The organism is uncultured Sphingomonas sp., assembly GCF_964244265.1.
Lineage (GTDB): Bacteria > Pseudomonadota > Alphaproteobacteria > Sphingomonadales > Sphingomonadaceae > Sphingomonas.
Genome location: NZ_CAXTHV010000023.1, coordinates 15,816 through 36,679 on the forward strand (window position 1 = coordinate 15,816; position 20,864 = coordinate 36,679).

General features: G+C 67.7%; 19 protein-coding genes. 11 read left to right on the plus strand and 8 right to left on the minus strand.

The window, feature by feature from the left end:
• Positions 1-17 precede the first annotated feature (17 nt).
• Positions 18-995 carry an enoyl-CoA hydratase/isomerase family protein gene (locus ACFE7K_RS10600; RefSeq protein ID WP_375398159.1) on the plus strand — a complete coding sequence of 326 codons (978 nt, stop codon included), beginning with the start codon at positions 18-20 and terminating at the stop codon, positions 993-995.
• On the opposite strand, the gene ACFE7K_RS10605 is transcribed toward ACFE7K_RS10600, so the two are convergent.
• The 3 genes from ACFE7K_RS10605 to ACFE7K_RS10615 are packed head-to-tail and all read right to left on the minus strand — an operon-like array spanning position 924 to position 4,983.
• Complete coding sequence (locus ACFE7K_RS10605) at positions 924-2,318, minus strand: amidohydrolase family protein (protein ID WP_375398160.1); 1,395 nt, start codon at positions 2,316-2,318, stop codon at positions 924-926. The two genes, ACFE7K_RS10600 and ACFE7K_RS10605, sit on opposite strands and share 72 nt — an antisense overlap.
• Positions 2,312-3,433: a CoA transferase gene (locus ACFE7K_RS10610; RefSeq protein WP_375398161.1), complete on the minus strand. Its 1,122-nt coding sequence runs from the start codon at positions 3,431-3,433 to the stop codon at positions 2,312-2,314. Before ACFE7K_RS10610 ends, ACFE7K_RS10605 begins: the two co-directional genes overlap by 7 nt.
• 50 nt (positions 3,434-3,483) lie before the next feature.
• Entirely contained in the window at positions 3,484-4,983 is a 1,500-nt protein-coding gene (locus tag ACFE7K_RS10615; protein WP_375398162.1) for a class I adenylate-forming enzyme family protein, read from the minus strand.
• Between the two features lie 213 nt (positions 4,984-5,196).
• Here ACFE7K_RS10615 and ACFE7K_RS10620 point away from each other — a divergent pair, with 213 nt between their 5' ends.
• Positions 5,197-5,868, plus strand: a complete 672-nt coding sequence (locus tag ACFE7K_RS10620) for an SDR family oxidoreductase (RefSeq protein WP_375398163.1) — start codon at positions 5,197-5,199, stop codon at positions 5,866-5,868.
• 90 nt (positions 5,869-5,958) lie between these two features.
• Here the strand turns inward: ACFE7K_RS10620 and ACFE7K_RS10625 are convergent, their stop codons facing one another.
• The 5 genes from ACFE7K_RS10625 to ACFE7K_RS10645 form a co-directional block, all read right to left on the minus strand.
• Positions 5,959-7,458, minus strand: coding sequence for a CoA-acylating methylmalonate-semialdehyde dehydrogenase (locus ACFE7K_RS10625; RefSeq protein ID WP_375398164.1), 1,500 nt, complete (start codon positions 7,456-7,458; stop codon positions 5,959-5,961).
• 115 nt (positions 7,459-7,573) lie between these two features.
• A complete protein-coding gene (locus ACFE7K_RS10630; RefSeq protein WP_375398165.1) occupies positions 7,574-7,855 on the minus strand; it encodes a hypothetical protein in 282 nt (93 codons plus the stop codon).
• Between the two features lie 119 nt (positions 7,856-7,974).
• The gene (locus ACFE7K_RS10635; RefSeq protein ID WP_375398166.1) at positions 7,975-9,240 is read right to left on the minus strand and encodes an amidohydrolase family protein; all 1,266 of its coding nucleotides are present in this window, start codon (positions 9,238-9,240) and stop codon (positions 7,975-7,977) included.
• A 232-nt stretch (positions 9,241-9,472) separates the two neighbouring features.
• Positions 9,473-10,450, minus strand: coding sequence for an NAD(P)H-dependent flavin oxidoreductase (locus ACFE7K_RS10640; RefSeq protein ID WP_375398167.1), 978 nt, complete (start codon positions 10,448-10,450; stop codon positions 9,473-9,475).
• A 61-nt stretch (positions 10,451-10,511) separates the two neighbouring features.
• Positions 10,512-11,138, minus strand: a complete 627-nt coding sequence (locus ACFE7K_RS10645; protein ID WP_375398168.1) for a TetR/AcrR family transcriptional regulator — start codon at positions 11,136-11,138, stop codon at positions 10,512-10,514.
• A gap of 80 nt (positions 11,139-11,218) precedes the next feature.
• Here ACFE7K_RS10645 and ACFE7K_RS10650 point away from each other — a divergent pair, with 80 nt between their 5' ends.
• The 9 genes from ACFE7K_RS10650 to ACFE7K_RS10690 are packed head-to-tail and all read left to right on the plus strand — an operon-like array spanning position 11,219 to position 20,851.
• On the plus strand, positions 11,219-12,346 hold the full coding sequence (locus ACFE7K_RS10650; protein WP_375398169.1) for an acyl-CoA dehydrogenase family protein: 1,128 nt from the start codon (positions 11,219-11,221) through the stop codon (positions 12,344-12,346).
• A 12-nt stretch (positions 12,347-12,358) separates the two neighbouring features.
• Positions 12,359-13,543 carry an acetyl-CoA C-acyltransferase gene (locus ACFE7K_RS10655; RefSeq protein ID WP_375398170.1) on the plus strand — a complete coding sequence of 395 codons (1,185 nt, stop codon included), beginning with the start codon at positions 12,359-12,361 and terminating at the stop codon, positions 13,541-13,543.
• A gap of 2 nt (positions 13,544-13,545) precedes the next feature.
• On the plus strand, positions 13,546-14,994 hold the full coding sequence (locus tag ACFE7K_RS10660) for an NAD-dependent succinate-semialdehyde dehydrogenase (protein WP_375398171.1): 1,449 nt from the start codon (positions 13,546-13,548) through the stop codon (positions 14,992-14,994).
• Positions 14,995-15,026: 32 nt separating this feature from the next.
• Positions 15,027-15,788: an SDR family NAD(P)-dependent oxidoreductase gene (locus tag ACFE7K_RS10665; RefSeq protein ID WP_375398172.1), complete on the plus strand. Its 762-nt coding sequence runs from the start codon at positions 15,027-15,029 to the stop codon at positions 15,786-15,788.
• Positions 15,785-16,576 carry an enoyl-CoA hydratase/isomerase family protein gene (locus ACFE7K_RS10670; RefSeq protein ID WP_375398173.1) on the plus strand — a complete coding sequence of 264 codons (792 nt, stop codon included), beginning with the start codon at positions 15,785-15,787 and terminating at the stop codon, positions 16,574-16,576. Before ACFE7K_RS10665 ends, ACFE7K_RS10670 begins: the two co-directional genes overlap by 4 nt.
• A 3-nt stretch (positions 16,577-16,579) precedes the next feature.
• Entirely contained in the window at positions 16,580-17,743 is a 1,164-nt protein-coding gene (locus ACFE7K_RS10675) for an acetyl-CoA C-acetyltransferase (RefSeq protein WP_375398174.1), read from the plus strand.
• Between the two features lie 37 nt (positions 17,744-17,780).
• Complete coding sequence (locus ACFE7K_RS10680) at positions 17,781-18,257, plus strand: MarR family winged helix-turn-helix transcriptional regulator (protein ID WP_375398175.1); 477 nt, start codon at positions 17,781-17,783, stop codon at positions 18,255-18,257.
• A complete protein-coding gene (locus ACFE7K_RS10685; protein WP_375398176.1) occupies positions 18,250-19,308 on the plus strand; it encodes an HlyD family secretion protein in 1,059 nt (352 codons plus the stop codon). Before ACFE7K_RS10680 ends, ACFE7K_RS10685 begins: the two co-directional genes overlap by 8 nt.
• Positions 19,283-20,851 (plus strand): DHA2 family efflux MFS transporter permease subunit, encoded by a 1,569-nt coding sequence (locus tag ACFE7K_RS10690; protein ID WP_375398177.1) that lies wholly within the window; start codon positions 19,283-19,285, stop codon positions 20,849-20,851. The genes ACFE7K_RS10685 and ACFE7K_RS10690 overlap by 26 nt, the downstream gene beginning before the upstream one ends.
• The last annotated feature ends 13 nt before the right edge of the window (positions 20,852-20,864 follow it).

Genomic DNA, 20,864 nt, shown 5'->3' on the forward strand with positions numbered 1-20,864 from the left:
GCGTGAGGGAAAGCAGGATGGTCGATCAATGGACGATCGATCCGGCGGCCCTGTCATGGGCCCGCTTCGACAGGGCGCTGCCGATCGCCTTTGTCGATCTCGGCCGGGTGGATGCGGACGATCCTTTTGGACATCACCTGCCGCCCTTTCCAATTGTCGGCCTGGGCGACCGCCATCACCCTGCCGGGACGCGGCTGGATGCGGTGGTGGAGCATCCCGTGACCGCGGCGGCATTGGCGAGGAGCGTTGCCGCCCATCCCCGCGCGGCGGCGGTGACAGTGCAGTTGCTCCGCAGCATCGAGGGGGTGCCGGTCGACGCGGCGCTGACGATCGAATCACTATGTTACGGAATGCTTCAGGGCAGTGAAGAGCATCACACTTGGCGGGATGCGCGAAAGCCCGGGACGCCGCCGCCCGGCCGCATCGTCGTCGCGCGCGACGCGGGGACGCTGACGGTCCTCATCGATCGTCCGAAGACAAGAAACGCGATCGATCGCGCTATCCGCGATGGTCTATACGATGCCTTTTCGGTCGCCGCCTGCGATCCCGGCATCCGGCGGACGGTCGTGCGCTCGGTCGGTCCGGCGTTCAGCGTCGGCGCCGACCTCGACGAATTCGGCACCACGCGCGATCCCGCCACCGCCCATCTGATCCGCGCCGAGACGCTGCCGGCCATCCCGCTGGCACGATGCGCAGCGAAGGTCGAAATCCACATCCAGGGCGCCTGTATCGGCGCGGGGCTGGAAATCGCCGCTTTTGCCCGGCGCGTGACCGCTGCGCCATCGGCCTGGTTCCAGCTTCCCGAGCTGGCGATGGGGCTAATCCCCGGCGCTGGCGGCTGCGTGTCGATAGCGCGCCGCATCGGGCGCCAGCGCACGGCGCTGATGATCCTGTCGGGCCGGCGGATCGGCGCGGCGACGGCGTTACGCTGGGGGCTGATCGACGCGATCGAAGACTTGCCGCCCATCGATCCAGCAACGCTGGACGACGACTGACGCCAGATCCCCACGCGCGCGCTGCCAGCCGCGATCGAGCAGGCACAAATCGGCGGGTTCGCCAACCGCGACGCGCCGGCGCCGGTCGAGTGCCACCGGATCGCGAAGGTAGAGGTCGAGCGCTTGTTCGGGCGACAGCGCCTCGTCGGGGCCGATCGTCGCCCCGGACCGCGTGTGCCTCGCCATCGCCGCCGCCATCGCCGCCCAGGGATCGATGCCCCCGAACGGCGCGTCGCTGCCCCCCGCCAAGGGCACGCCGGCCGCGAGGAAGGCCCGGAGCCGGTAGAGCAGCGGCTGGTCCGGCGCGGCGACGTCGACGCGATAGGCGTCGCCGCGCTCCGCGATGAAATGCGGCTGACTGACCACCGCCAGCTTGAGGCGGGCGATCTCGGCGACAGCGGTGTCCGGGGCGATCGAGGCATGCTCGATGCGATCGCCGGGCGCGGCAGCGCCCTCGTCCAGCGCAGCGAGGGCGAACACCAGCTCGACCTCGGTCGCGCAGTGGATGGCGACGGCCCGACCGCGATCATGCGCCGCGCGGATCAGCGCGACCGCTTCGTCGAACAAGGGCAAATCGGCGTCATGGAGATGGAGCTTGACCGGCCCCAGCCGAACGCCATCGGCCATGTCGGCGGCGGCCAGGTCCAGCCGTCCCGCCAGCAGGACCTTCTGCGGCAGGCGGCGGCTTGCCCGTTCGGCGATGAAATGGCGGGCGATCGCGGCGTCGTTGGCGGGCGAGATTTCGGTCAGTCCGGTCACCCCCGCCCGCGCCAGCATCGCCCCGACCGCCCCAAATCCTGGAGGCACGTCGGCGAGCGCGGTCTTCAGCCAGCTATCTTCGTCGAACAGCCGCCCGGTGAAACGACCGCCTCGCCGCTCCATCCCCGGCGGCGACGCGCGGCCGGTCAGCAGCGTGTCGAGCGCGGCCGAGTTTAGAAACCACATTCGCCCGCCGCGGTGCTGGACGCGGATCGGCCGGGTCGGGGCGATGCGGTCGAGCGTGGCGGCATCGAGCATCCCGGCGACGCTTTCGTGGTAGCCCACCCCGCGCAGCCATCCCGCGCCCGGCACCCCCAGCACCGCCGCCAGCCGCGCCGCGTCGTTGACGTCGGGCGGCCCGCACCGCACCGACGCCAGCGCCGCTGCGGTGGCCGCGACATGGATGTGGTGGTCGTGCAGCCCCGGCAGCAGCAAGCCGCCATGCGCGGCGGTGACCGTTTCTCCGGCAATTGGCGGCAGCATGCCGATGGCGGCGATCCGGCCGCGCTCGATCCGGACGTCGGCGCGGCGCCCGTCTTCAAGCTCGGCATCGCGGATCAGCATGGCGCCAGCGCCGCCAGACGCGTGCCGTTGTCCGCACCCAATGGCCGAGCGGAAGCCGCCGCCCGCCGCCCGACCGTCGGGAACGGCGCGCCGACGGCAGCGCCCCACGCCGCCAGCGCGCCGGCCAGCGCCGCCGGATCGTCATGACGCGCCTGGGCCAGTGCCGCTGCCGCCACGCCGCGCATCGACAGTCCGAAACGGCCTCCGGTGCCTTTCATCCAGGCGTCCCAGGCGATTGCCGCCGCGCGGATGCCGGTAAGCGGATCGGCGATCGCGTCGCCGACAAACCCCATTATGCCGCTTGCCCGGTACAAAGCGGCGCTCAGGCCCGCCGCGACGCCGCAATCGTCCCCCAGGCCGATCCAGTTCGCCGCCTCGCCCTCGGCGCCATGGCCGGTTATCGTCAACCAAACGAGCCCCGGCGTGGCGCGGACCAGCGCATCGGCGTCGATGCCCAGCTGGCGCAGCGCGCGGGGCCGCGCCGCCTCGACCACGATGTCGGCGCCCGCAATCAGCGCGAGCAATGCGCGGCGGTCGTCCCGGCTGGCCAGATCCAGGACGATGCTCGCTTTGCCCTGGTTGAGCAACGCGAAGAAATCGGTATCGCCGTTGCGCATCGCGTCGGGCCGTGCGGTGCTCTCGATTTTGCTCACTTCGGCGCCGGCAAGCCACAGAAGGTGCGCGGCGAGCGGCCCCGCCCACAGTGCCGACAGGTCGAGCACGCGCGGCGGCCGGCGCCGGTCATCGACGACCGGCAGCGCGGCGGCAAGCATCGTCCAGGCCGGGTAGGGGGCTGCCTCCTCCTCCCCGGCGGCGATCGCCAGCCCCATTGATCGGCCGCGATCGACCAGCGCCCGGGCGCCGGACCGACCCACCAACGCCGCGATCGTGGCGTCGTCAGCGACCTCGCTCTCGAACAAGGCTGGCAGCAGCGCGCGGTCGTCCGGCCGCGCCAGGTTGAGCGCGATTGTCCCGTCCGCGGCATCGTACAATCGGCAGCCGCCCCCGGCGGAGACCCGTTCCGTGACCCGAAATCCGCTGAGCATGGCGCGCTCGCCGAGCAGGGTCGCGCCGCCGACCGCCGCCAGAGCTTCGGTGCCCGTCGCGCGCGCCAATTGCCCCAGCCAGGCGTCGGCGATGCCGGCCAGGGGGATGGCGGGGGGCGTTACGCCTGATCGTGGAAGAGTTTGCGTACTTCGCGCCTCAGCAATTTGCCCATCTCGTTATAGGGCAGCGACTCGACGAAGACTACGCGCTCGGGCATCCGCGACGAGCGTAACCGGTCGCGGATCAGCGTCGCCAGTTCGTCCTCGCCTGGCTGGTCGTGGCCGGGGCGGCAAGCGACGGCGATGCCGACCGCCTCGCCCCATTCCGGCGAGATGACCGCGACGGCGGCGGCATCGGCGACGGCGGCGTGGGTCAGTAATACGTCCTCGATCTCGCTGGGCGAGATATTCTCGCCGCCACGCACGATCACATCATCGGCGCGGCCGGCGAGGAACAGGTAACCCTCGGCATCGATCCAGCCGGCATCGCGGGTCGGAAACCAGCCGTCAGCGTCCAAGGCGCTGCGTTCCTTATACTCACCGGAAACCTGGTCGCCACGGACGTAGATTTCCCCGCGCTCGCCCGCGGCCAGGGGCCTGCCGTCATCGTCGCGGATTTCGAGCTCGACCGTCGGCAGCGGCCGGCCGACCGATCCCAGTCGCGCGCGGGTATCGGCGTCGTCCGATCCGTGCGCGGCGCGATGCTCGTCGGGGCCGAGCAACGCGACGGTCGAACTGGTCTCGGTCAGGCCGTAGGCGTTGGTAAAGCCGGTCTCGGGAAACAGGTCGAGCGCACGGTGAATCAACTCCAGCGGCATCCGGCCGCCGCCATAGGCGACCGACTTCAGCGAGGAGATTTCGGCGGTGTTGCCCGCGTCGATCGCGGCGACGATCCGCGACAGCATCGTGGGGACTACGAACGCGTTGGTCGCGCGCTCGACCTCGACCAGCGCCAGCCACGCATCGGGCTCGAAATGGGGGAGCAGCAATAGACGGCGCATCGCGTAGATCGAACTGAGCAAGGCGGCAATGCCAGCGATGTGATAGGGCGGTACGCTGACCAGCGCGGCCTGTTCCTCCGGCGCGGAGGCGAACTCGACCGTGCCCAGAATGTACGACAGCAGATTGCCGTGGCGCAGCACCGCAGCCTTCGGCGCCGCCGTCGTGCCACTGGTGAACAATTGTACCGCGATCGGCTCTTCGCTCTCGTCCAGGTCGGGGCCGTGCGCCTTGGCCTCCGCTTCGGCAACGAAGTCGCCGCGCGTCCAGGCATCGTGCCCGACCTCCGGGCTGAGCCGCCAAATCCGTTCGACATCGCCGATGACGAAGGCCGGCGCGATCCGCCCCAGCAATGCGGCGAGATCGGTATCGGCAAGCCGGTAGTTGAGCGGTACGTACGGTATGCCCGCAATCGCCGCGCCGAACAGGGCGATCGCCGCCGCCTCGCTGCTTTCGTCGAGCAGCGCGATGTGCGTCGCACCGCTGGCGCGCATCGACCGCGCCGCACCGACCGCCGCCTGCAGTAACGAACCGTAGGACCAACGCCGGCCATCGCAGACCAGAGCGATCCGGTCGGGCTCGGCTTCGGCGGCCATCTGCAGGAGCAGCGAGATGTTCATGGGCCTCGGTCCTCAGGCGAATGCTGCCGGCCCGCTGTCGTTCGACAGCGACGCTCGGCGCCCACCCCTTCCCGGCCTTCCTATTGGCAGGTTGGCGGGCATCAAGCGTTGTGGAGGGATTTGCCGCTAGGCATCGCGAGCACGATGCGATTTGCAGCTTAAGATGGCCCGCGGCTGGTCTATGGCGACAGCGCCATCGAATCGGAGCAGAAGATGACCAGGATTGTCGCGATCACCGGCGCCGCCGGTGCGTTGGGCAGCAAGACCGCGGCGACGCTGTCGGAGGCCGGCTGGCAGGTTGTCGGCATCGACCTGGCCGCCATCGGGAGCGGCGGCCTGGCGCTGGCGCTCGGCGGGGTCGACCTGACCGACGAATCGGCGATGGCCGGCGCCGCCGACCGGATCAGCGAGCAATTCGGCCGGCTTGACGGGCTCGTCAACATCGCCGGCGGCTTTCGCTGGGAGACGGTTACCGACGGCGCGGTCGCGACCTGGGACAGGATGCATGCGATGAACGTCAAGACCGCCTTGGTCTCGTCGCGGGCGCTGCTGCCGATGCTGCGCGCCGCCCGCGGGGCGATCGTCAACATCGGCGCGGCGGGCGCGGTCAAGGCGGGGATGGGGATGGGCGCCTATGCCGCGTCGAAGGCCGGCGTCGCGCGGCTGACGGAGGCGCTGGCCGAAGAGCTGAAGGATGACGGAATAAGGGTCAATGCCGTGCTTCCCAGCATCATCGACACCGACATCAACCGCGCCGACATGCCCGATGCCGAGTTCGACCGCTGGGTCACGCCCGAGCAATTGGCCAACGTGATCGCCTTCCTGCTGTCGGACAAGGCGTCGGCGGTCACCGGCGCGCTGGTGCCGGTCACCGGCCGGATGTGACGCCGCCGGCGGGCCGGATGCGGTTCAGCGGGGCTGAACCAGGTCGGTGCCGGTTCCACGAACATGGATCAGCCACGCGTCGGCCGGCAGTCACCCCATCGTCGGGATGATGAAGCTCTGGTCCATCACCGCGCCGCCGCTCGGCCAGCGTTGCGTCACCTTCTTGGTGCGGGTGTAGAAGCGGATGCCGTCCAGGCCGTATTGATCGAGATCGCCGAAGCCCGATCGCTTCCACCCGCCGAAGCTGTGATAGGCGACCGGCACGGGGATCGGCACGTTGATCCCGACCATCCCGACCTCGACACTGGCGGCGAACTTGCGCGCGAAGTCGCCGTTGCGGGTGAAGAGTGCGACGCCGTTGCCGTATTGATGGTCGGTCGGATACGACACCGCTTCCTCGAAGGTTCTGGCGCGCATCATCTGCAGGACGGGGCCGAAAATTTCTTCCTGATAGCTTTTCATCTCGGGCGTCACCCGGTCGAGCAGCGTCGGTCCAAGGAAATAGCCGTCTTCATGGCCCTGCAACGACAGGCCGCGGCCGTCGACGACCAGTTCGGCGCCCTCGTCGACCGCCATCTGGATGTAATTCTCGATCCGCGCCTTGTGCTGGGCGCTGACCACCGGGCCGTAATGCGCATCCGCGTCGGTCGGAATGCCGACGCGAAGGTCGGCGATCGCCGTCACCAGCTTGTCGCGCAGCCGGTCGGCGGTTTCCTCGCCCACCGGCACCACCACCGGCAGCGCCATGCAGCGTTCGCCGGCCGAGCCATAAGCGGCGCCGATGATGTCGGCGACTGCCTGGTCCATGTCGGCGTCGGGCAGGATGATGCCATGGTTCTTGGCGCCGCCCATGCATTGCATGCGCTTGCCGTTCGCCGCGCCCCGGCCATAGACATATTGCGCGATGTCGGACGACCCGACGAAGCTCACCGCCTTGATGTCGGCATGGTCGAGGATCGCGTCGACCATCTCCTTGTCGCCGTGGACGACGTTGAGAATGCCCCGGGGCAGGCCCGCCTCAAGCGCCAGTTCGGCGAGGCGGACGGGCACCGACGGATCGCGCTCCGACGGCTTGATGATGAAGGCGTTGCCGCAGGCGATGGCCGGCGCGCACATCCACAGCGGGATCATCGCCGGAAAGTTGAACGGGGTGATCCCGGCGGCGATGCCGATCGGCTGGCGCAGCGAATAGACGTCGATCCCCGGGCCGGCACCCTCGGTATGCTCGCCCTTGAGGAGGTGCGGGATGCCGCAGACGAACTCGACGACCTCCAGGCCGCGCTGGATGTCGCCCTTTGAATCGGCGACAACCTTGCCGTGCTCGCGCGATAGAAGTTCGGCAAGTTCGTCCATGTGGGACTCGATAAGTTCCTTGAAGCGGAACATCACGCGCGCGCGCCGCTGCGGGTTCATCGCCGCCCAGCAGGGCTGCGCCGCCTTGGCATTGGCCACCGCCTCGTCGAGCAACGCCGCGTCGCCCAACGCGACCTGCGCCTGAACCGCACCGATCGCCGGATCGAACACGTTGCCGGTACGCGTCGGCGTGACGGTCGAATGCGCACCGTCGATGAAATGCTGGATCAGTCGCATCGAAATTTTCTCCTAATCGAAGGCGGCAGCGGTGTCCGGCATGCATGCCGTATCCGCCCGCCGCCGAGGCCATGTCACGGCGGTGCGCCTGGAAGTCGCCATCAAGCAGGCGGGCTCAGATCGGACGCCTGGGCCCGACCGGTCGGCTCATCAGGAAGGGCAAGGTCGGCGAGCCGATCGACGACGTACGGCCGTTGCCATGGATGACCGTCACCCGGCCAAGCCCGGGCGAGACGACCACCCCGGTCATGTCGTCGATCCATTGGTGCAGGACGCCGCGTGCCCATGCCAGTTCGTCGCCCTCGACAACGGCAATGCCAGAGGCTTCGACCTCCTCCTCCAACTCCACCACGCGGCCGGCGGCGGCCTGGGTGGCATTGCCCTTCTCGTTGTCCATGGCGCGGTCCTTACGGTCGGATGATATCCCAACCGCCGATCCACGGAAGGGTTGCGCGGAGGGCGAAACGATCCGCCGGGCCCGAGCGCGTCCGGCACCGGCGGATGATCATGTTCGGGTCAGAACGGCAGGTTGTACAGCTTCACCGCATTGTCCTGCAGCACCTTCTTCTTGGTCGCATAGTCATAGCCGCCAAGCGTGTTGAGAATGTGCGCCTGGACGCCCGGATAGAGCGACGTCGGGTGCGGGAAGTCGGTTTCGAACAGGACGTTGTCGACGCCGATGGTTTCCAGCAGCAGCTTGGGGCCGACGCTTTCGAACCAGAAGGTACAAAAGAAATGGTCCCGGAAATATTGCCAGGGACGACGCGACAGGTTTTGCCGCTTGCCGGCGAGCATCTCGTCGAACTGATGCTCGAGCGCCTCCACGGCGAACGGCACCCAGCCCATGCCGCTCTCGATCAGGCCGATCTTGAGTTTCGGATGGCGATCGAGCCGGCCCGATACCATCCAATTGCCCAGCGTCGCGGCGTTGCCGATCGAGAACATCGTCGCCACGACCGACAGCGTCTGTTCGAAGGCAAAGCCTTCCCAGGTCAGCATGTTGGGATCGATGGCGGCGTTGAGGTGGAAGTTGATCGGCGCGCCGTAATGCTCGCACATTTCGAGAAACGGCGTCCAGTAATCGCTCAGGAAGCTGGGCACGCCCACGCGCTCGGGCGTATCGGGCAGGACGAAGCCCTTAATGCCCATGTCCAGACAGCGGCGCGCCTCCTTTTCCAGCTCCGCTTTATCCCAGAAGGGGAGGTGGCCCATGTTGAAGACGCGCTGGTTCGACTGTTCCTGAAAGTCGCGGGTCGCGTCGTTGTACATCTGGATGATCGACAGCGCGAGCGCGGGATCGCCGAGCGCCATCAGTGACCCGGCCTGGGTCACGCCCGAATTCTGGTAGCAGATCTGGGCATAGACACCCATGTCATCCATCGCCTGGAGCCGCTCCTTGAGCAGATGGCCGCCGGGATGCCCTTCCTCCAGCGTGGGAAAGGCCAGGCGCCCGAGCAGCTTGTTGTTGTCCTTGCCGATCACGTTGCCGCCCAGCGTGCCGAAATCGCGGTCGCCGACGAACCACCGGTCGGTATTGTCGACCCGTTCGACACGAGGCACCTTGTCCTTCAGCGCGGCAGGCGCGCGCGAGGTGAAGAGATCGGGGGCTTCGGTGATGTGGGTGTCGCAATCGACGATCTTGATGCCTTCCAGCGAGGAGTCGAGCCCCCCCGACTGCGACGCATAATCGACCTCGCGGATCACCCCGCCAGGCTTGTAGCCGTCGGCCGCCCAATATTTACGGGCATTCTCGGCAACTTCCGCAGTTTCGTTATCCGCCATGGCTTCCTCCATCGATCCGGCATCAAAGTGTCGGCAATCCACCTGCATGGTCGCGGCACCTATACGCTTGCATCGGACAATACGTCCTTTTTGGTGCGTATATCCATCCCCGTACGACGAGCCGCAGTTATTTTCGCCAGGGCGATGCACGGCGTTGTCGATCCCGGACCGCCCGCGGCGATCTGGGAGTCCGGTTGAAAATTCGCGGACGCGCGAATTTTTCAAATAGCCTTCAGGCGATCAGGCCGGCCAGCCGGTCGCGGATGATCGCCTCCGCCTCGCGCATGATGCGGTCGACCAGGTCACGGCAGGTGGGGATGTCGTGGATCAGGCCCTGCACCTGCCCCGCCCAGATCAGCCCGGCATCGACATCGCCGGTCTCCAGCGCGACCCGCCCCCTGGCGCCCGACACCAGCGGCTGGACATGGGCGAACTCGGCGCCGGGCCTGCCGCCGATCTCGACGACCCGGTCGGACACCGAATTGCGGGCGACCCGGCCGGTATTCTTGAACCCGCGAAAGATCAGGTTGGTCGCGCGTTCGTCGTTGGCGACGAGCAGCTGCTTGATGTTGTCGTGGATCGGCGCCTCGACCGTCGCGCAGAACCGCGTGCCCATGTTGATGCCTTCCGCGCCCAGCGCCAGCGCCGCGGCCAGCCCGCGGCCGTCGCCAAACCCGCCGCTGGCGATCATCGGGATGGTCACCTGGTCGGCGGCGGCGGGAATCAGGATCAGGCCGGGAATGTCGTCTTCCCCCGGATGCCCCGCGCATTCGAAGCCGTCGATCGAGATCGCATCGACCCCCATCCGCTCGGCCGACAGCGCATGGCGCACGGCGGTGCATTTGTGGATCACCTTGATCCCGTGTGCCTTGAAATCGTCGACATGCTCCTGCGGCCGGTGGCCGGCGGTCTCGACAATGCCGATCCCGGCATCGATGATCGCGCGGCGGTAGTCGGCATAAGGCGGCGGATTGACCGATGGCAGGATCGTCAGGTTCACGCCGAACGGCTTGTCGGTCATCGTGCGGCACCGCTCGATCTCGCCGCGCAGGGCGTCGGGCGTCGGCTGGGTCAGGGCGGTGAGGATGCCCAGTCCCCCGGCGTTGGAGACGGCCGCCGCCAGTTCCGCCCGGCCCACCCACATCATGCCGCCCTGGACGATCGGATGCTCGATGCCCGCCAGTTCGGTGAAGCGTGTGCGCAGCGCCATGTCGTGGTTCTCCGTTCAGTACGCCCGCGACTGCTTGGCCGCGCCGTCGTTTGTCAATGGTTCAGCGCGGCGCGAGGCCGGTGATGAGCAGGTCGACCATCCGCTCCGCCACCATATCCGCGCTCAGCTCACCATCGGCCCGGTGCCAGCGGGCGGTCCAGTTGAGCGCGCCGGCCAAAGCGAAGGCGGTCAATCGCACATCGGGGGTGACGATCGATCCGTCCGCCAGTCCGTTGCGGATCAGATCGCGCATCGCCTGGTCGATTTCCCGCTTGAGCGCGCGCAGCCGGGCCGCGCTGTCGGGTGCCAGCGCCTCGTCGGCGGTGCGGATCAGGCATCGTCCGAAATCGTCAATCATCACGCCGACATAGCGTCGCAGGAAGTCACGCAGCCGGTCCAGCCCCGTACCGGGCGCCTGGCGCGCGCCGTCCGCCGCGGCGCGCAGCTGCTCGATGCCGCGCGTCACGCACTCGAACAACACCTGATCCTTGTTGCCGAAATAATGATAGATGGTGGGCTTGCTGACCCCCAACGTCGCCGCGACATCGTCCAGCGAGCTGGCATGGAAGCCGTGTGTGTTGAAGCGCCGCACCGCGGCGCGCAGGACCGCCTCGCGCTTTTCCTCGCGATCAGCCCTGCGCTCATCGGCGGTGCGAAATGGCGAGGTCTGCATTCGTCTCCACCTCATTTGCGCTGCGCCGCAACATATTGACTTAAGGGCCAAAGGAGCACTATACCCATCGGTACATTCTAGACCAGTGGGTTTTCATGCTCCTTGACGAAACGCAAACGGCCATTCGCGACGCTGTGCGCCTCTTCGCGCAGGAACAGGTGCGGCCACGGGCGGTCGAGTTCGAGGCTGCGGGCGGCTATCCGGCGGGGTTGTTCGAGGAAGTCGCCGCGCTGGGCCTGATGGGCATGACCGTGCCCGAGGAGTTTGGCGGCGCCGGCACTGATACGGTGTCCTACGCCCTGGCGCTGATCGAGATTGCGGCGGGGGACGGCGCCCTGTCGACGATCGTGTCGATCCAGAACAGCCTGATCGTTGCCGCGCTGCTGCGGCTGGGAACGCCCCTGCAGCGCGAGCGATACCTGGCCGACCTGATCGCCGGGCGGGTGATCGGGGCCTTCGCGCTGACCGAGGCCGATGCCGGTTCCGACGCCGCCGCGCTGCGGACGCGGGCCATGCGCATCGAGGGCGGCTGGAAGCTGAACGGCGCCAAGCAGTTCATCACGTCGGGCCGGACCGCCGGCGTTGCGATCGTGTTTGCCGTCACCGATCCGGCGGCCGGCAAGAGGGGCATATCGGCGTTCCTGGTGCCGACCGACCGCCCCGGTTATTTGGTCGACAAGGTCGAGCACAAGCTGGGCCAGGCCGCATCCGACACGTGCGCGATCCGGTTCGACGATCTGTTCGTCGAGGACGCGCTGATGCTTGGGCAGGAGGGCGAGGGCTATCGCATCGCGCTGTCGAACCTGGAGGCTGGCCGTATCGGCATCGCCGCGCAATGCGTCGGCATGGCGCAGGCGGCGCTGGATATCGCGATCGGCTATGCCAAGGATCGCCAGAGCTTCGGCAAGGCGATCATCGAGCACCAGGCGGTCGGCTTTCGCCTCGCCGATCTCGCCACCAGGCTGGAGGCGGCGCGCCAGATGGTCTTTGCCGCCGCGGCGATGAAGGATGCCGGCGCGGCTTGCCTGACCCAGGCGTCGATGGCCAAGCTGTTCGCCTCGGAAACCGCCGAAGCCGTGGTGTCGGGGGCCATTCAAACTTTGGGTGGCTATGGTTATTTAGAGGAGTATGGGCTCGCCAAGATCTATCGCGATGTCCGCGTCTGCCAGATTTACGAGGGCACGTCCGATATCCAGCGGATGGTCATCGCCCGCGCGCTTTGAAGGAGAACAGCATTGTCCGACGATCCCGTTGTCATTGCCAGCTATGCCCGGACGCCGATGGGCGGGTTCCAGGGCGATCTGGCCGGGCTGAAGGCGACCGAGCTCGGCGCCGCCGCGGTCAAGGCCGCGGTCGAGCGCGCGGGTATCTCGCCGGAATCGGTTCAGCAGATCTATATGGGGTGCGTGCTGCCCGCCGGGCTGGGCCAGGCGCCCGCGCGGCAGGCGGCGCTGGGCGCGGGTCTGGCCCTGTCGACCAAGGCGACCACGGTGAACAAGATGTGCGGATCGGGGATGGAGGCCGCTATCCTGGCGCATGACGCGCTGCTCGCGGGCAGCGCCGACGTGATCGTCGCGGGCGGGATGGAGAGCATGTCGAACGCGCCTTACGCGCTGCCCAAGCATCGCGGCGGCGCGCGGATCGGCCACGACACCGTGATCGACACGATGATGATGGACGGGTTGGAGGACGCCTATACGCCCGGCAAGGCGATGGGCGCGTTTGCCGAGGATGCGGTGACACTGTACCAGTTCACCCGCGAGCAGCAGGACGCATATGCGCTGCGTTCGCTCAGCCGCGCCAACGCCGCGATCGGCAGCGGCGCGTTCGAACGCGAGATCGTCGCGATCCAGGTGCCGTCGCGGGGCGGCCCGGTGACGGTGTCGGTCGACGAGCAGCCCGGCAAGGCCAGGCCCGAGAAGATCCCGTCGCTCAAGCCCGCTTTCGTCAAGGACGGCACGATCACCGCCGCCAACGCCTCGTCGATCTCCGACGGCGCCGCCGCCTTGGTGATGACGCGCCGGAGCGTCGCCGAGAAGATGGGGATGAAGGTCATCGCCAGGGTCGTCGGCCACGAGGCGCATGCGCAGGAGCCGGGCCTGTTCACCACCGCGCCGGTCCCCGCCATCCAGCGGCTGATGGAACGCATCGGCTGGACAATCGACGATGTCGACCTGTTCGAGGTCAACGAGGCGTTCGCCGTCGTCGCGATGATCGCCGCGCGCGACCTCAACATCCCGGACGACAAGCTCAACGTGAACGGCGGTGCCACCGCGCTCGGCCATCCGATCGGCGCCAGCGGCGCACGGATCCTGGCGACGCTGCTGGGGGCGCTGGAGAATCGCGGGCTGAAGCGCGGGATCGCCAGCCTGTGTATCGGCGGCGGCGAGGCGACGGCGGTCGCGGTCGAGCTGGCCTGAACATGACGATCGTCCTGGGCGACGCCGCGCTGCTGCGCGGGCAATGCTATGTCGACGGCGCATGGGTGGGGGAAGGCAGCATCGCCGTCACCGATCCCGCGACTGGCGAGACGCTGGCGTCGGTCCCCGCCATCGACGCGGCCGGCACGCGCGCGTCGATCGCCGCGGCGCAGGCGGCGTTGCCGGCCTGGCGGGCAAAGACCGCGGGCGAGCGGGCGCGGATCATGCGCCGCTGGTTCGACCTGATGATGGACGCCCAGGACGATCTGGCGATGATCCTGACGCGCGAGCAGGGCAAGCCGCTGGCCGAGGCCAAGGGCGAGATCGCCTATGCCGCGGCGTTCATCGAATGGTTCGGCGAGGAGGCCAAGCGCGTCTATGGCGAGGTGATCCCCAGCCATCGCGCCGACAGCCGCATCGTCGTCATCAAGCAGCCCGTCGGCGTGGTCGCCGCGATCACGCCCTGGAACTTTCCGGCGGCGATGATCACCCGCAAGGCGGCGCCGGCACTGGCGGCGGGGTGCACGATGGTGCTGAAACCCGCGACGCAGACGCCGCTGAGCGCATTGGCGCTGGCGGTACTCGCGGAAAAAGCGGGCATTCCCAAGGGCGTGTTCAACGTGGTTACCGGATCGTCTCGGGTGATCGGTGCCGAGCTCACGGGCAATCCCGCGGTCCGCAAGCTGAGCTTCACCGGCTCGACCGAGGTCGGCAAGACGCTGATGGCGCAATGCGCGCCGACGATGAAGAAGCTGTCGATGGAATTGGGCGGCAACGCGCCCTTCATCGTCTTCGCCGACGCCGACCTGGATGCCGCGGTCGAGGGGGCGATGGCGTCGAAATACCGCAACAGCGGCCAGACGTGCGTCTGCGTCAACCGCATCCTCGTCCAGCGCGACGTCGCCGAGGCGTTCGAGGCCAAGCTGGCGGTCGCCGTCGCCGGGCTGAAGGTCGGCCCCGGCACCGAGACAGGCGTCGCGCAAGGGCCGCTGATCGACGACAATGCCGTCGTCAAGGTCGAGGAGCATATCGCCGACGCACTGGACAAGGGCGGCAGGGTGCTCGCCGGCGGCCATCGCCATGCGCTGGGCCACAGCTTCTTCGAGCCGACGATCATCGCCGGCTGCACGACCGAGATGCTGCTGGCCGGCGAGGAGACGTTCGGGCCGCTCGCGTCGATCTTCACGTTCGACAGCGAGAAGGAGGCGGTCGCGCTGGCCAATGACAGCGAGGTCGGGCTGGCGGGCTATTTCTACACCCGCGACCTGTCGCGCGCGTGGCGCGTGGGCGAGGCCCTGGAGGTCGGCATCGTCGGCATCAACACCGGACTGATCTCGACCGAGGTCGCGCCGTTCGGCGGGATCAAGGAATCGGGCATGGGGCGCGAGGGATCGCGCCATGGCATCGATGACTATGTCGAGATGAAATATCTCTGCATGGCCGGCATCTGATACGGCGGATCGACAAGAAAAAGGGCAATGACATGAAGTTGGACGGGGTTGCGGCGATCGTTACCGGCGGTGCCTCGGGGCTGGGCAACGCGACCGCGAAGATGCTCGCGGCGGCAGGCGCCAAGGTCACGATCTTCGACCTGAACGAGGAAGCCGGCAAGGTGAAGGCGGAGGAGATCGGCGGCCTGTTCCAGGCGGTGAACGTGGCGGACGAGGCCAGCGTCGCCGCGGGCCTGGACGCCGCCGAAGCGGCGCACGGCACGGCCCGCATCCTGGTCAATTGCGCCGGGATCGCGCCGGCGGTGAAGACCGTCGGCAAGGAGAACCAGCCGCACCCGCTGGACACCTTTGCCAAGACGATCACCGTCAATCTGATCGGCACGTTCAACGTCATATCCAAATTCGCCGCGCGGTGCGCCACAGCGGACGAGATCGAGGGCGAGCGCGGCGTGATCGTCAATACCGCTTCGGTCGCGGCCTATGACGGGCAGATCGGGCAGGCCGCCTATTCGGCGTCAAAAGGCGGCGTGGTCGGCATGACCCTGCCGGTCGCGCGCGACCTGGCGCAGCACAAGATCCGCGTGATGACGATCGCGCCGGGCATCTTCCTGACGCCGATGCTCGAAAGCTTTCCGCAGCACGTCCAGGACGCGCTTGGCGCGCAGGTGCCGCATCCCAGCCGCCTCGGCCGCCCCGCCGAATATGCGCAGCTGGTCGAATCGATTATCGCCAACCCGATGCTCAACGGCGAGGTGATCCGGCTGGACGGCGCGATCCGCATGGCGCCGCGGTGAGCGACGCCTCCTCCGGCATCAAGCTGGCGGTTGTCGACGGGATCGCGCGGATCACGCTGGACCGGCCGGAGGTCGGCAATGCCCTGGATCTGCCGATGGCGCGGGCGCTGCTCGACGCGGCGACGCGTTGCGCCACCGATGCGGCGATCCGCTGCGTGGTCCTGACCGGCAACGGCAAGCTGTTCTGCGCCGGCGGCGATGTCGGCCTGATGGGTTCGGCGGGCGAGCGACTGCCGGCGGTCCTGACCGAGTTGATCGCCGTGCATCATGCCGCGGTCGCCCGGCTCGCGCGCATGGCCAAGCCGCTGGTGACCCTGGTCAACGGTCCGGCGGCGGGGGCGGGGTTCAGCCTCGCCATGCTTGGCGACGTCGTGCTGTCGGCGCGCTCGGCGCATTATACCGCCGCATACGGTGCGATCGGGTTGACCGCCGATGGCGGGCTCAGCTGGCTGCTGCCGCGGCTGGTGGGGTTGCGTCGTGCGCAAGAGATCATCCTGACCAACCGCCGCATCAAGGCGGATGAGGCCAAGGCGATCGGCCTGGTCACCCGGATCGTCGATGACGAGACGCTGGCGGAGGAGGGCGCCACGCTTGCCGTCCGTCTCGTCGACGCACCCATGGCGGCCTACGGCGCCGCCCGGGCGCTGCTGCACGACAGTTTCGACACCGCGTTCGAAACGCAGCTCGACCGCGAGTTGCAGTCGATGGCGGCCGCCGCCGCGGGCGAGGCCCGGGAAGGCCTTGCCGCCCTGCTGGCCAAGCGCCTCCCCGATTTCACAGGAGCCTGAGCCATGGCCGAAGCCTATATCGTCGAGGCGCTGCGCACCCCGGGCGGCCGCGCGCGCAAGGGTGGGCTGATCGGCGTGCACCCCGCCGATCTGGGCGCCACGGTGCTCGATGCCCTGGTCGACCGCACCGGCATCGATCCCGCCGCGATCGAGGACGTGATCGTCGGCTGCGTCAGCCAGGCCGGCGAGCAGGCGTTCGCCTTTGGCCGCAACATCGTGCTCGCCTCCGGCCTGCCCGACAGCGTGCCGGCGGTGACGATCGATCGCCAGTGCGGATCGTCGCAACAGGCGCTGCACTTTGCGGCGCAGGCGATCATGTCGGGGACGCAGGACGTCGTCGTGGCGGCCGGCGTCGAGAGCATGACGCGCGTGCCGATGGGATCGAACTACCAACTGCACGCCGCCGCCGGAATCGGCAATGGGCCCTGGTCGAAGGCGATCCAGGACCGCTACGGAGTTGCCGAATTCAGCCAGTTCCACGGCGCGCAGGCGATCGCCGACAAATACGGCTTCAGCCGCGAGGACATGGATCGATACGCGCTGGACAGCCATCGCAAGGCGGCCGCCGCGATCGCGTCCGGCGCGTTCAAGGAAGAGATCGTGCCCGTCGCCACCCCCGATGGCGTGTTCGACACTGATGACGGTGTGCGCGCGGCCGGCACCATGGCGGCGATGGCGGCGGTGAAGACGCTGGCGGAAGGCGGAACGATCACCGCGGCCAATGCGAGCCAGACGACCGACGGCGCGAGCGGGGCGATGGTGGTCAGCGAGGCCGCGCTGAAGCGGTTCGGCCTGACGCCGATGGCGCGGATCGTTGCGCTCACGGTGACCGCCGGCGATCCGGTCATCATGCTTGAGGAGCCCATTCCGGCAACACGCAAGGCGCTGGCCCGCGCCGGCATGAAGCTGGACGATATCGACCTGTTCGAGGTCAACGAGGCGTTTGCGTCGATCCCGATGGCGTGGCTGAAGGCGCTGGGCGCGGACCCCGACAAGCTCAACGTCAACGGCGGCGCGATCGCGCTCGGCCATCCGCTGGGCGCGAGCGGCACCAAGCTGATGGCGACCCTGCTCCACGCGCTGAAGGCGCGAGGCGGCCGCTATGGCCTGCAGACGATGTGCGAAGGCGGCGGCATCGCCAATGTGACGATCGTCGAGCGCCTTTAGAACTACGTCGCCCGAGGCCAGGAGGGCGGAGCTAAGGTTGACAACAATAAGCAGCGTTATTAACGCAGGGCTTATGGATCAGAGCATTGCGGCATTGCTCTCGGATGTGTCCAGGCTGATGCGCCGTTCCTTCGATACGCGCTCTCGTGACGCTGGCGTTATCCGCCCGCAATGGCAGGTGTTATCCGCGTTACGCCGTCATGAGGGCATCAATCAGGGGCGGTTGGCCGATATCCTGGACATGGAGCCGATCACTGTCTGCCGGATGGTTGATCGCCTGCAGGAGACCGATCTGGTCGAGCGCCGCGCCGACCCTGCCGATCGTCGATCGTGGCGGCTGCACCTAACCAAGAAGGCCGACGTCCTGCTCAGGCAATTGCGCCCGCTGGCCGATAGGATGCTTGAGGAGGCGCTCGAGGGCATCGACGATGCCGAGCGCCGCGTGGTGATCGCCGCCCTTGATCGGATGCGCCGCAACCTCGCGCGCCGTGCGCCGGGACTGGCGCATGGCTGAAGGCGATCCGCAATTTTCCGATGCCCTGGCCGCTCCCGCGCCGCCGATCCGGCGGGGTGCGCGCCTGCGCAAGGCGGGGGCAATGCTCGCGGTGCCGCTAATCCTCGTCCTCGGTGCGGCTTATTATTACCACGCGACCGATCATTATGTCAGCACCGATAACGCCTATGTCCACCAGGACAAGGTTGTGATCAGCGGTGAGGTGACTGGCCGGATCGTCGAGGTCGCGGTGAGGGAGAATCAGCGGGTCAAGGCCGGCGACCTGCTCTTCCGGCTTGATCCCGAACCCTATCGCATCGCGCTGGCCCAGGCCGACGCGACGATCGCCAGCGCGCAGGTGAAGGTCGTCGGCATGGAAACCGACCTCAAGACCAAGAGCGTCGATATCGACAGCGCAACCGAGGCGGTACGTTTCTTTACCGAGGATTATCGCCGCCAGACCGAATTGATGAAGCGCGGCTTCACCACCGCCGCCCGGTTGCAGGCGGCCGAACACGCTTTGGCCGAGGCGCGCAGCCAGCTTGCCACTGCCCGGGCCGACGTCGCCAAGTCGCGCGCCGCGCTTGCCAACGCGCCGGCGGCGCCCGGCGTCAATCCGGCGATCCTCGCCGGTCAGGTGGAGAAACGTCGCGCCGCTTACGGCCTCAGCCGCACCGAGGTGCGCGCGCCGGTGAGCGGCGTGATCAGCCAGGCGGACCGGCTGATGGTCGGCCAGCTGATGATCCAGGGCCTGCCCGCCGTCAGTATCGTCGCCAGCGACCGCAGCTGGGTCGAGGCCAATTTCAAGGAAACCGACCTCGTCAAGATGCGCGTCGGCCAGCCCGCGGCTTTGTGGTTCGATGCCTTTCCGGACGTCAGGCTCAGCGGGCATGTCGCCAGCATCGGGGCGGGCACCGGCGCCGAATTCTCCGTCATCCCGGCGCAGAATGCCAGCGGCAATTGGGTCAAGGTGACACAGCGGGTGAAGGTCCGCATCGCCATCGACGGCACGCCGCCCCGCCCGTTGATCGCCGGCCTGTCGACCTATGTCCGCGTCGACACCAGCAGATAATATCGGCGCCATCGGTGCAGACGTCGCGACGCTGCCGTCGCGGCATACGGGGCTGCTGATGGTCGCGGTGATGGGCGTGTCGATCTGCCAGTTCCTTGATCTGACCATCGCCAATGTCGCGCTCCCGCACATGAAGACCAGCCTGGGCGCGTCGATCGATTCGATCAGCTGGGTGCTGACCAGCTTCATCATCGCCGGCGTGATCGTCCTGCCGCTGACCGGCTGGCTGTCCGACCGCATCGGATCGCGCACCCTGTTCCTGGGCGCTACCGCGCTGTTCGTGGTGTCGTCGATGCTGTGCGGGGCGGCGACCACGCTCGGCCAGATGGTGGTGTTCCGCGCGCTCCAGGGTGCGGCATCGGCCTTTATCGGGCCGCTCTCGCAGACCATCGTGGTCGACATCAACCGGCCCAGCAGGCAGGCCACGGCGATATCGCTATGGGGCATGGGGGTGATGATCGCGCCGATCAGCGGGCCGTTCATCGGCGGCTTCCTGACCGAGACGCTCAACTGGCGCTGGGTCTTTTACATCAACCTGCCGATCGGCCTTCCGGCGCTGGCGATCCTGTGGTGGCAATTGCCGTCGCGGCCACGCATCGGTCGGCGGCTCGACGTGTTCGGTGCGGTGGTGCTGGGACTGGGGCTGTGTACGTTGCAATTGATGCTCGACCGCGGCGAGCGTCACGACTGGTTCCAGTCGAAGGAAACCGTGTTCGAGCTGATCTTCGCGCTCAGCGCGTTCTGGATATTCTGGATCCACACGCGATCCGTCGCCAACCCGCTGTTCGACGGCAGCATGGTGCGCGACCGCAATTTCCGCGTGGCACTGGTGTTCATGGTCGTGCTGGGGGTCGCCAACATCGCCTTGGCCTCGGTGCTGCCGACCATGTTCCAGACGGTCTATGGCTATGGCGTGATGGATACCGGGCTGTTGCTGGCGCCGCGCGGGTGCGGCGTGTTCATCACCATGCTCCTGGCCAATCGGCTGATAAAGCGGGTCGACGTCCGCTTCCTCATCGCCGTCGGCTATCTGATCGCGGCCGGCTCGATGTGGACGATGACCGGATGGTCGCTCGACATGGGTCGCGACCAGATCATCCTGTCCGGTTTCGTCCAGGGGCTGGGAATGGGTCTGGTGTTCGTGCCGGTAAACCTGATCGCGCTTTCCACGCTGACCCCCCGGCTGAGGACGGACGGCATGACGTTGATGATGCTGTGCCGCAATCTGAGCAGCAGCGTCGGCATTTCGGTGATCGTGACGATCCTGTCGCACAATACCCGGACCAGCCACGCCGACATCGCTGCGACCATCACGTCGTTCAACTTGCCGATCGATCCCGCCTCGACCACGGCGATCCTGGGCGACATGGGCGGGGCGGCGCTGGCGATGGTCGATGGCGAGATCAGCCGCCAGGCGGCGATGATCGCCTATCTGGACGATTTCTACATGATGTTCTGGCTGGTGCTGTGCGTCGTCCCTTTGTCGTTCCTGCTCAGGCGACCGCGCCTTTCGGGAGGTCGACAACCTGTACAGACGGAATGACCGGCGACCAATT

Coding starts and splice junctions, on each gene's coding strand:
- ACFE7K_RS10675 (WP_375398174.1), top strand. CDS start 16,580: ATGGCCGAAGCCTATATCGTCGAGGCGCTGCGCACCCCGGGCGGCCGC.
- ACFE7K_RS10660 (WP_375398171.1), top strand. CDS start 13,546: ATGACGATCGTCCTGGGCGACGCCGCGCTGCTGCGCGGGCAATGCTAT.
- ACFE7K_RS10620 (WP_375398163.1), top strand. CDS start 5,197: ATGACCAGGATTGTCGCGATCACCGGCGCCGCCGGTGCGTTGGGCAGC.
- ACFE7K_RS10605 (WP_375398160.1), bottom strand. CDS start 2,318: ATGCTGATCCGCGATGCCGAGCTTGAAGACGGGCGCCGCGCCGACGTC.
- ACFE7K_RS10600 (WP_375398159.1), top strand. CDS start 18: ATGGTCGATCAATGGACGATCGATCCGGCGGCCCTGTCATGGGCCCGC.
- ACFE7K_RS10640 (WP_375398167.1), bottom strand. CDS start 10,450: ATGGCGCTGCGCACACGCTTCACCGAACTGGCGGGCATCGAGCATCCG.
- ACFE7K_RS10690 (WP_375398177.1), top strand. CDS start 19,283: ATGTCCGCGTCGACACCAGCAGATAATATCGGCGCCATCGGTGCAGAC.
- ACFE7K_RS10685 (WP_375398176.1), top strand. CDS start 18,250: ATGGCTGAAGGCGATCCGCAATTTTCCGATGCCCTGGCCGCTCCCGCG.
- ACFE7K_RS10635 (WP_375398166.1), bottom strand. CDS start 9,240: ATGGCGGATAACGAAACTGCGGAAGTTGCCGAGAATGCCCGTAAATAT.
- ACFE7K_RS10665 (WP_375398172.1), top strand. CDS start 15,027: ATGAAGTTGGACGGGGTTGCGGCGATCGTTACCGGCGGTGCCTCGGGG.
- ACFE7K_RS10630 (WP_375398165.1), bottom strand. CDS start 7,855: ATGGACAACGAGAAGGGCAATGCCACCCAGGCCGCCGCCGGCCGCGTG.
- ACFE7K_RS10650 (WP_375398169.1), top strand. CDS start 11,219: ATGCTCCTTGACGAAACGCAAACGGCCATTCGCGACGCTGTGCGCCTC.
- ACFE7K_RS10625 (WP_375398164.1), bottom strand. CDS start 7,458: ATGCGACTGATCCAGCATTTCATCGACGGTGCGCATTCGACCGTCACG.
- ACFE7K_RS10615 (WP_375398162.1), bottom strand. CDS start 4,983: ATGAACATCTCGCTGCTCCTGCAGATGGCCGCCGAAGCCGAGCCCGAC.
- ACFE7K_RS10645 (WP_375398168.1), bottom strand. CDS start 11,138: ATGAGGTGGAGACGAATGCAGACCTCGCCATTTCGCACCGCCGATGAG.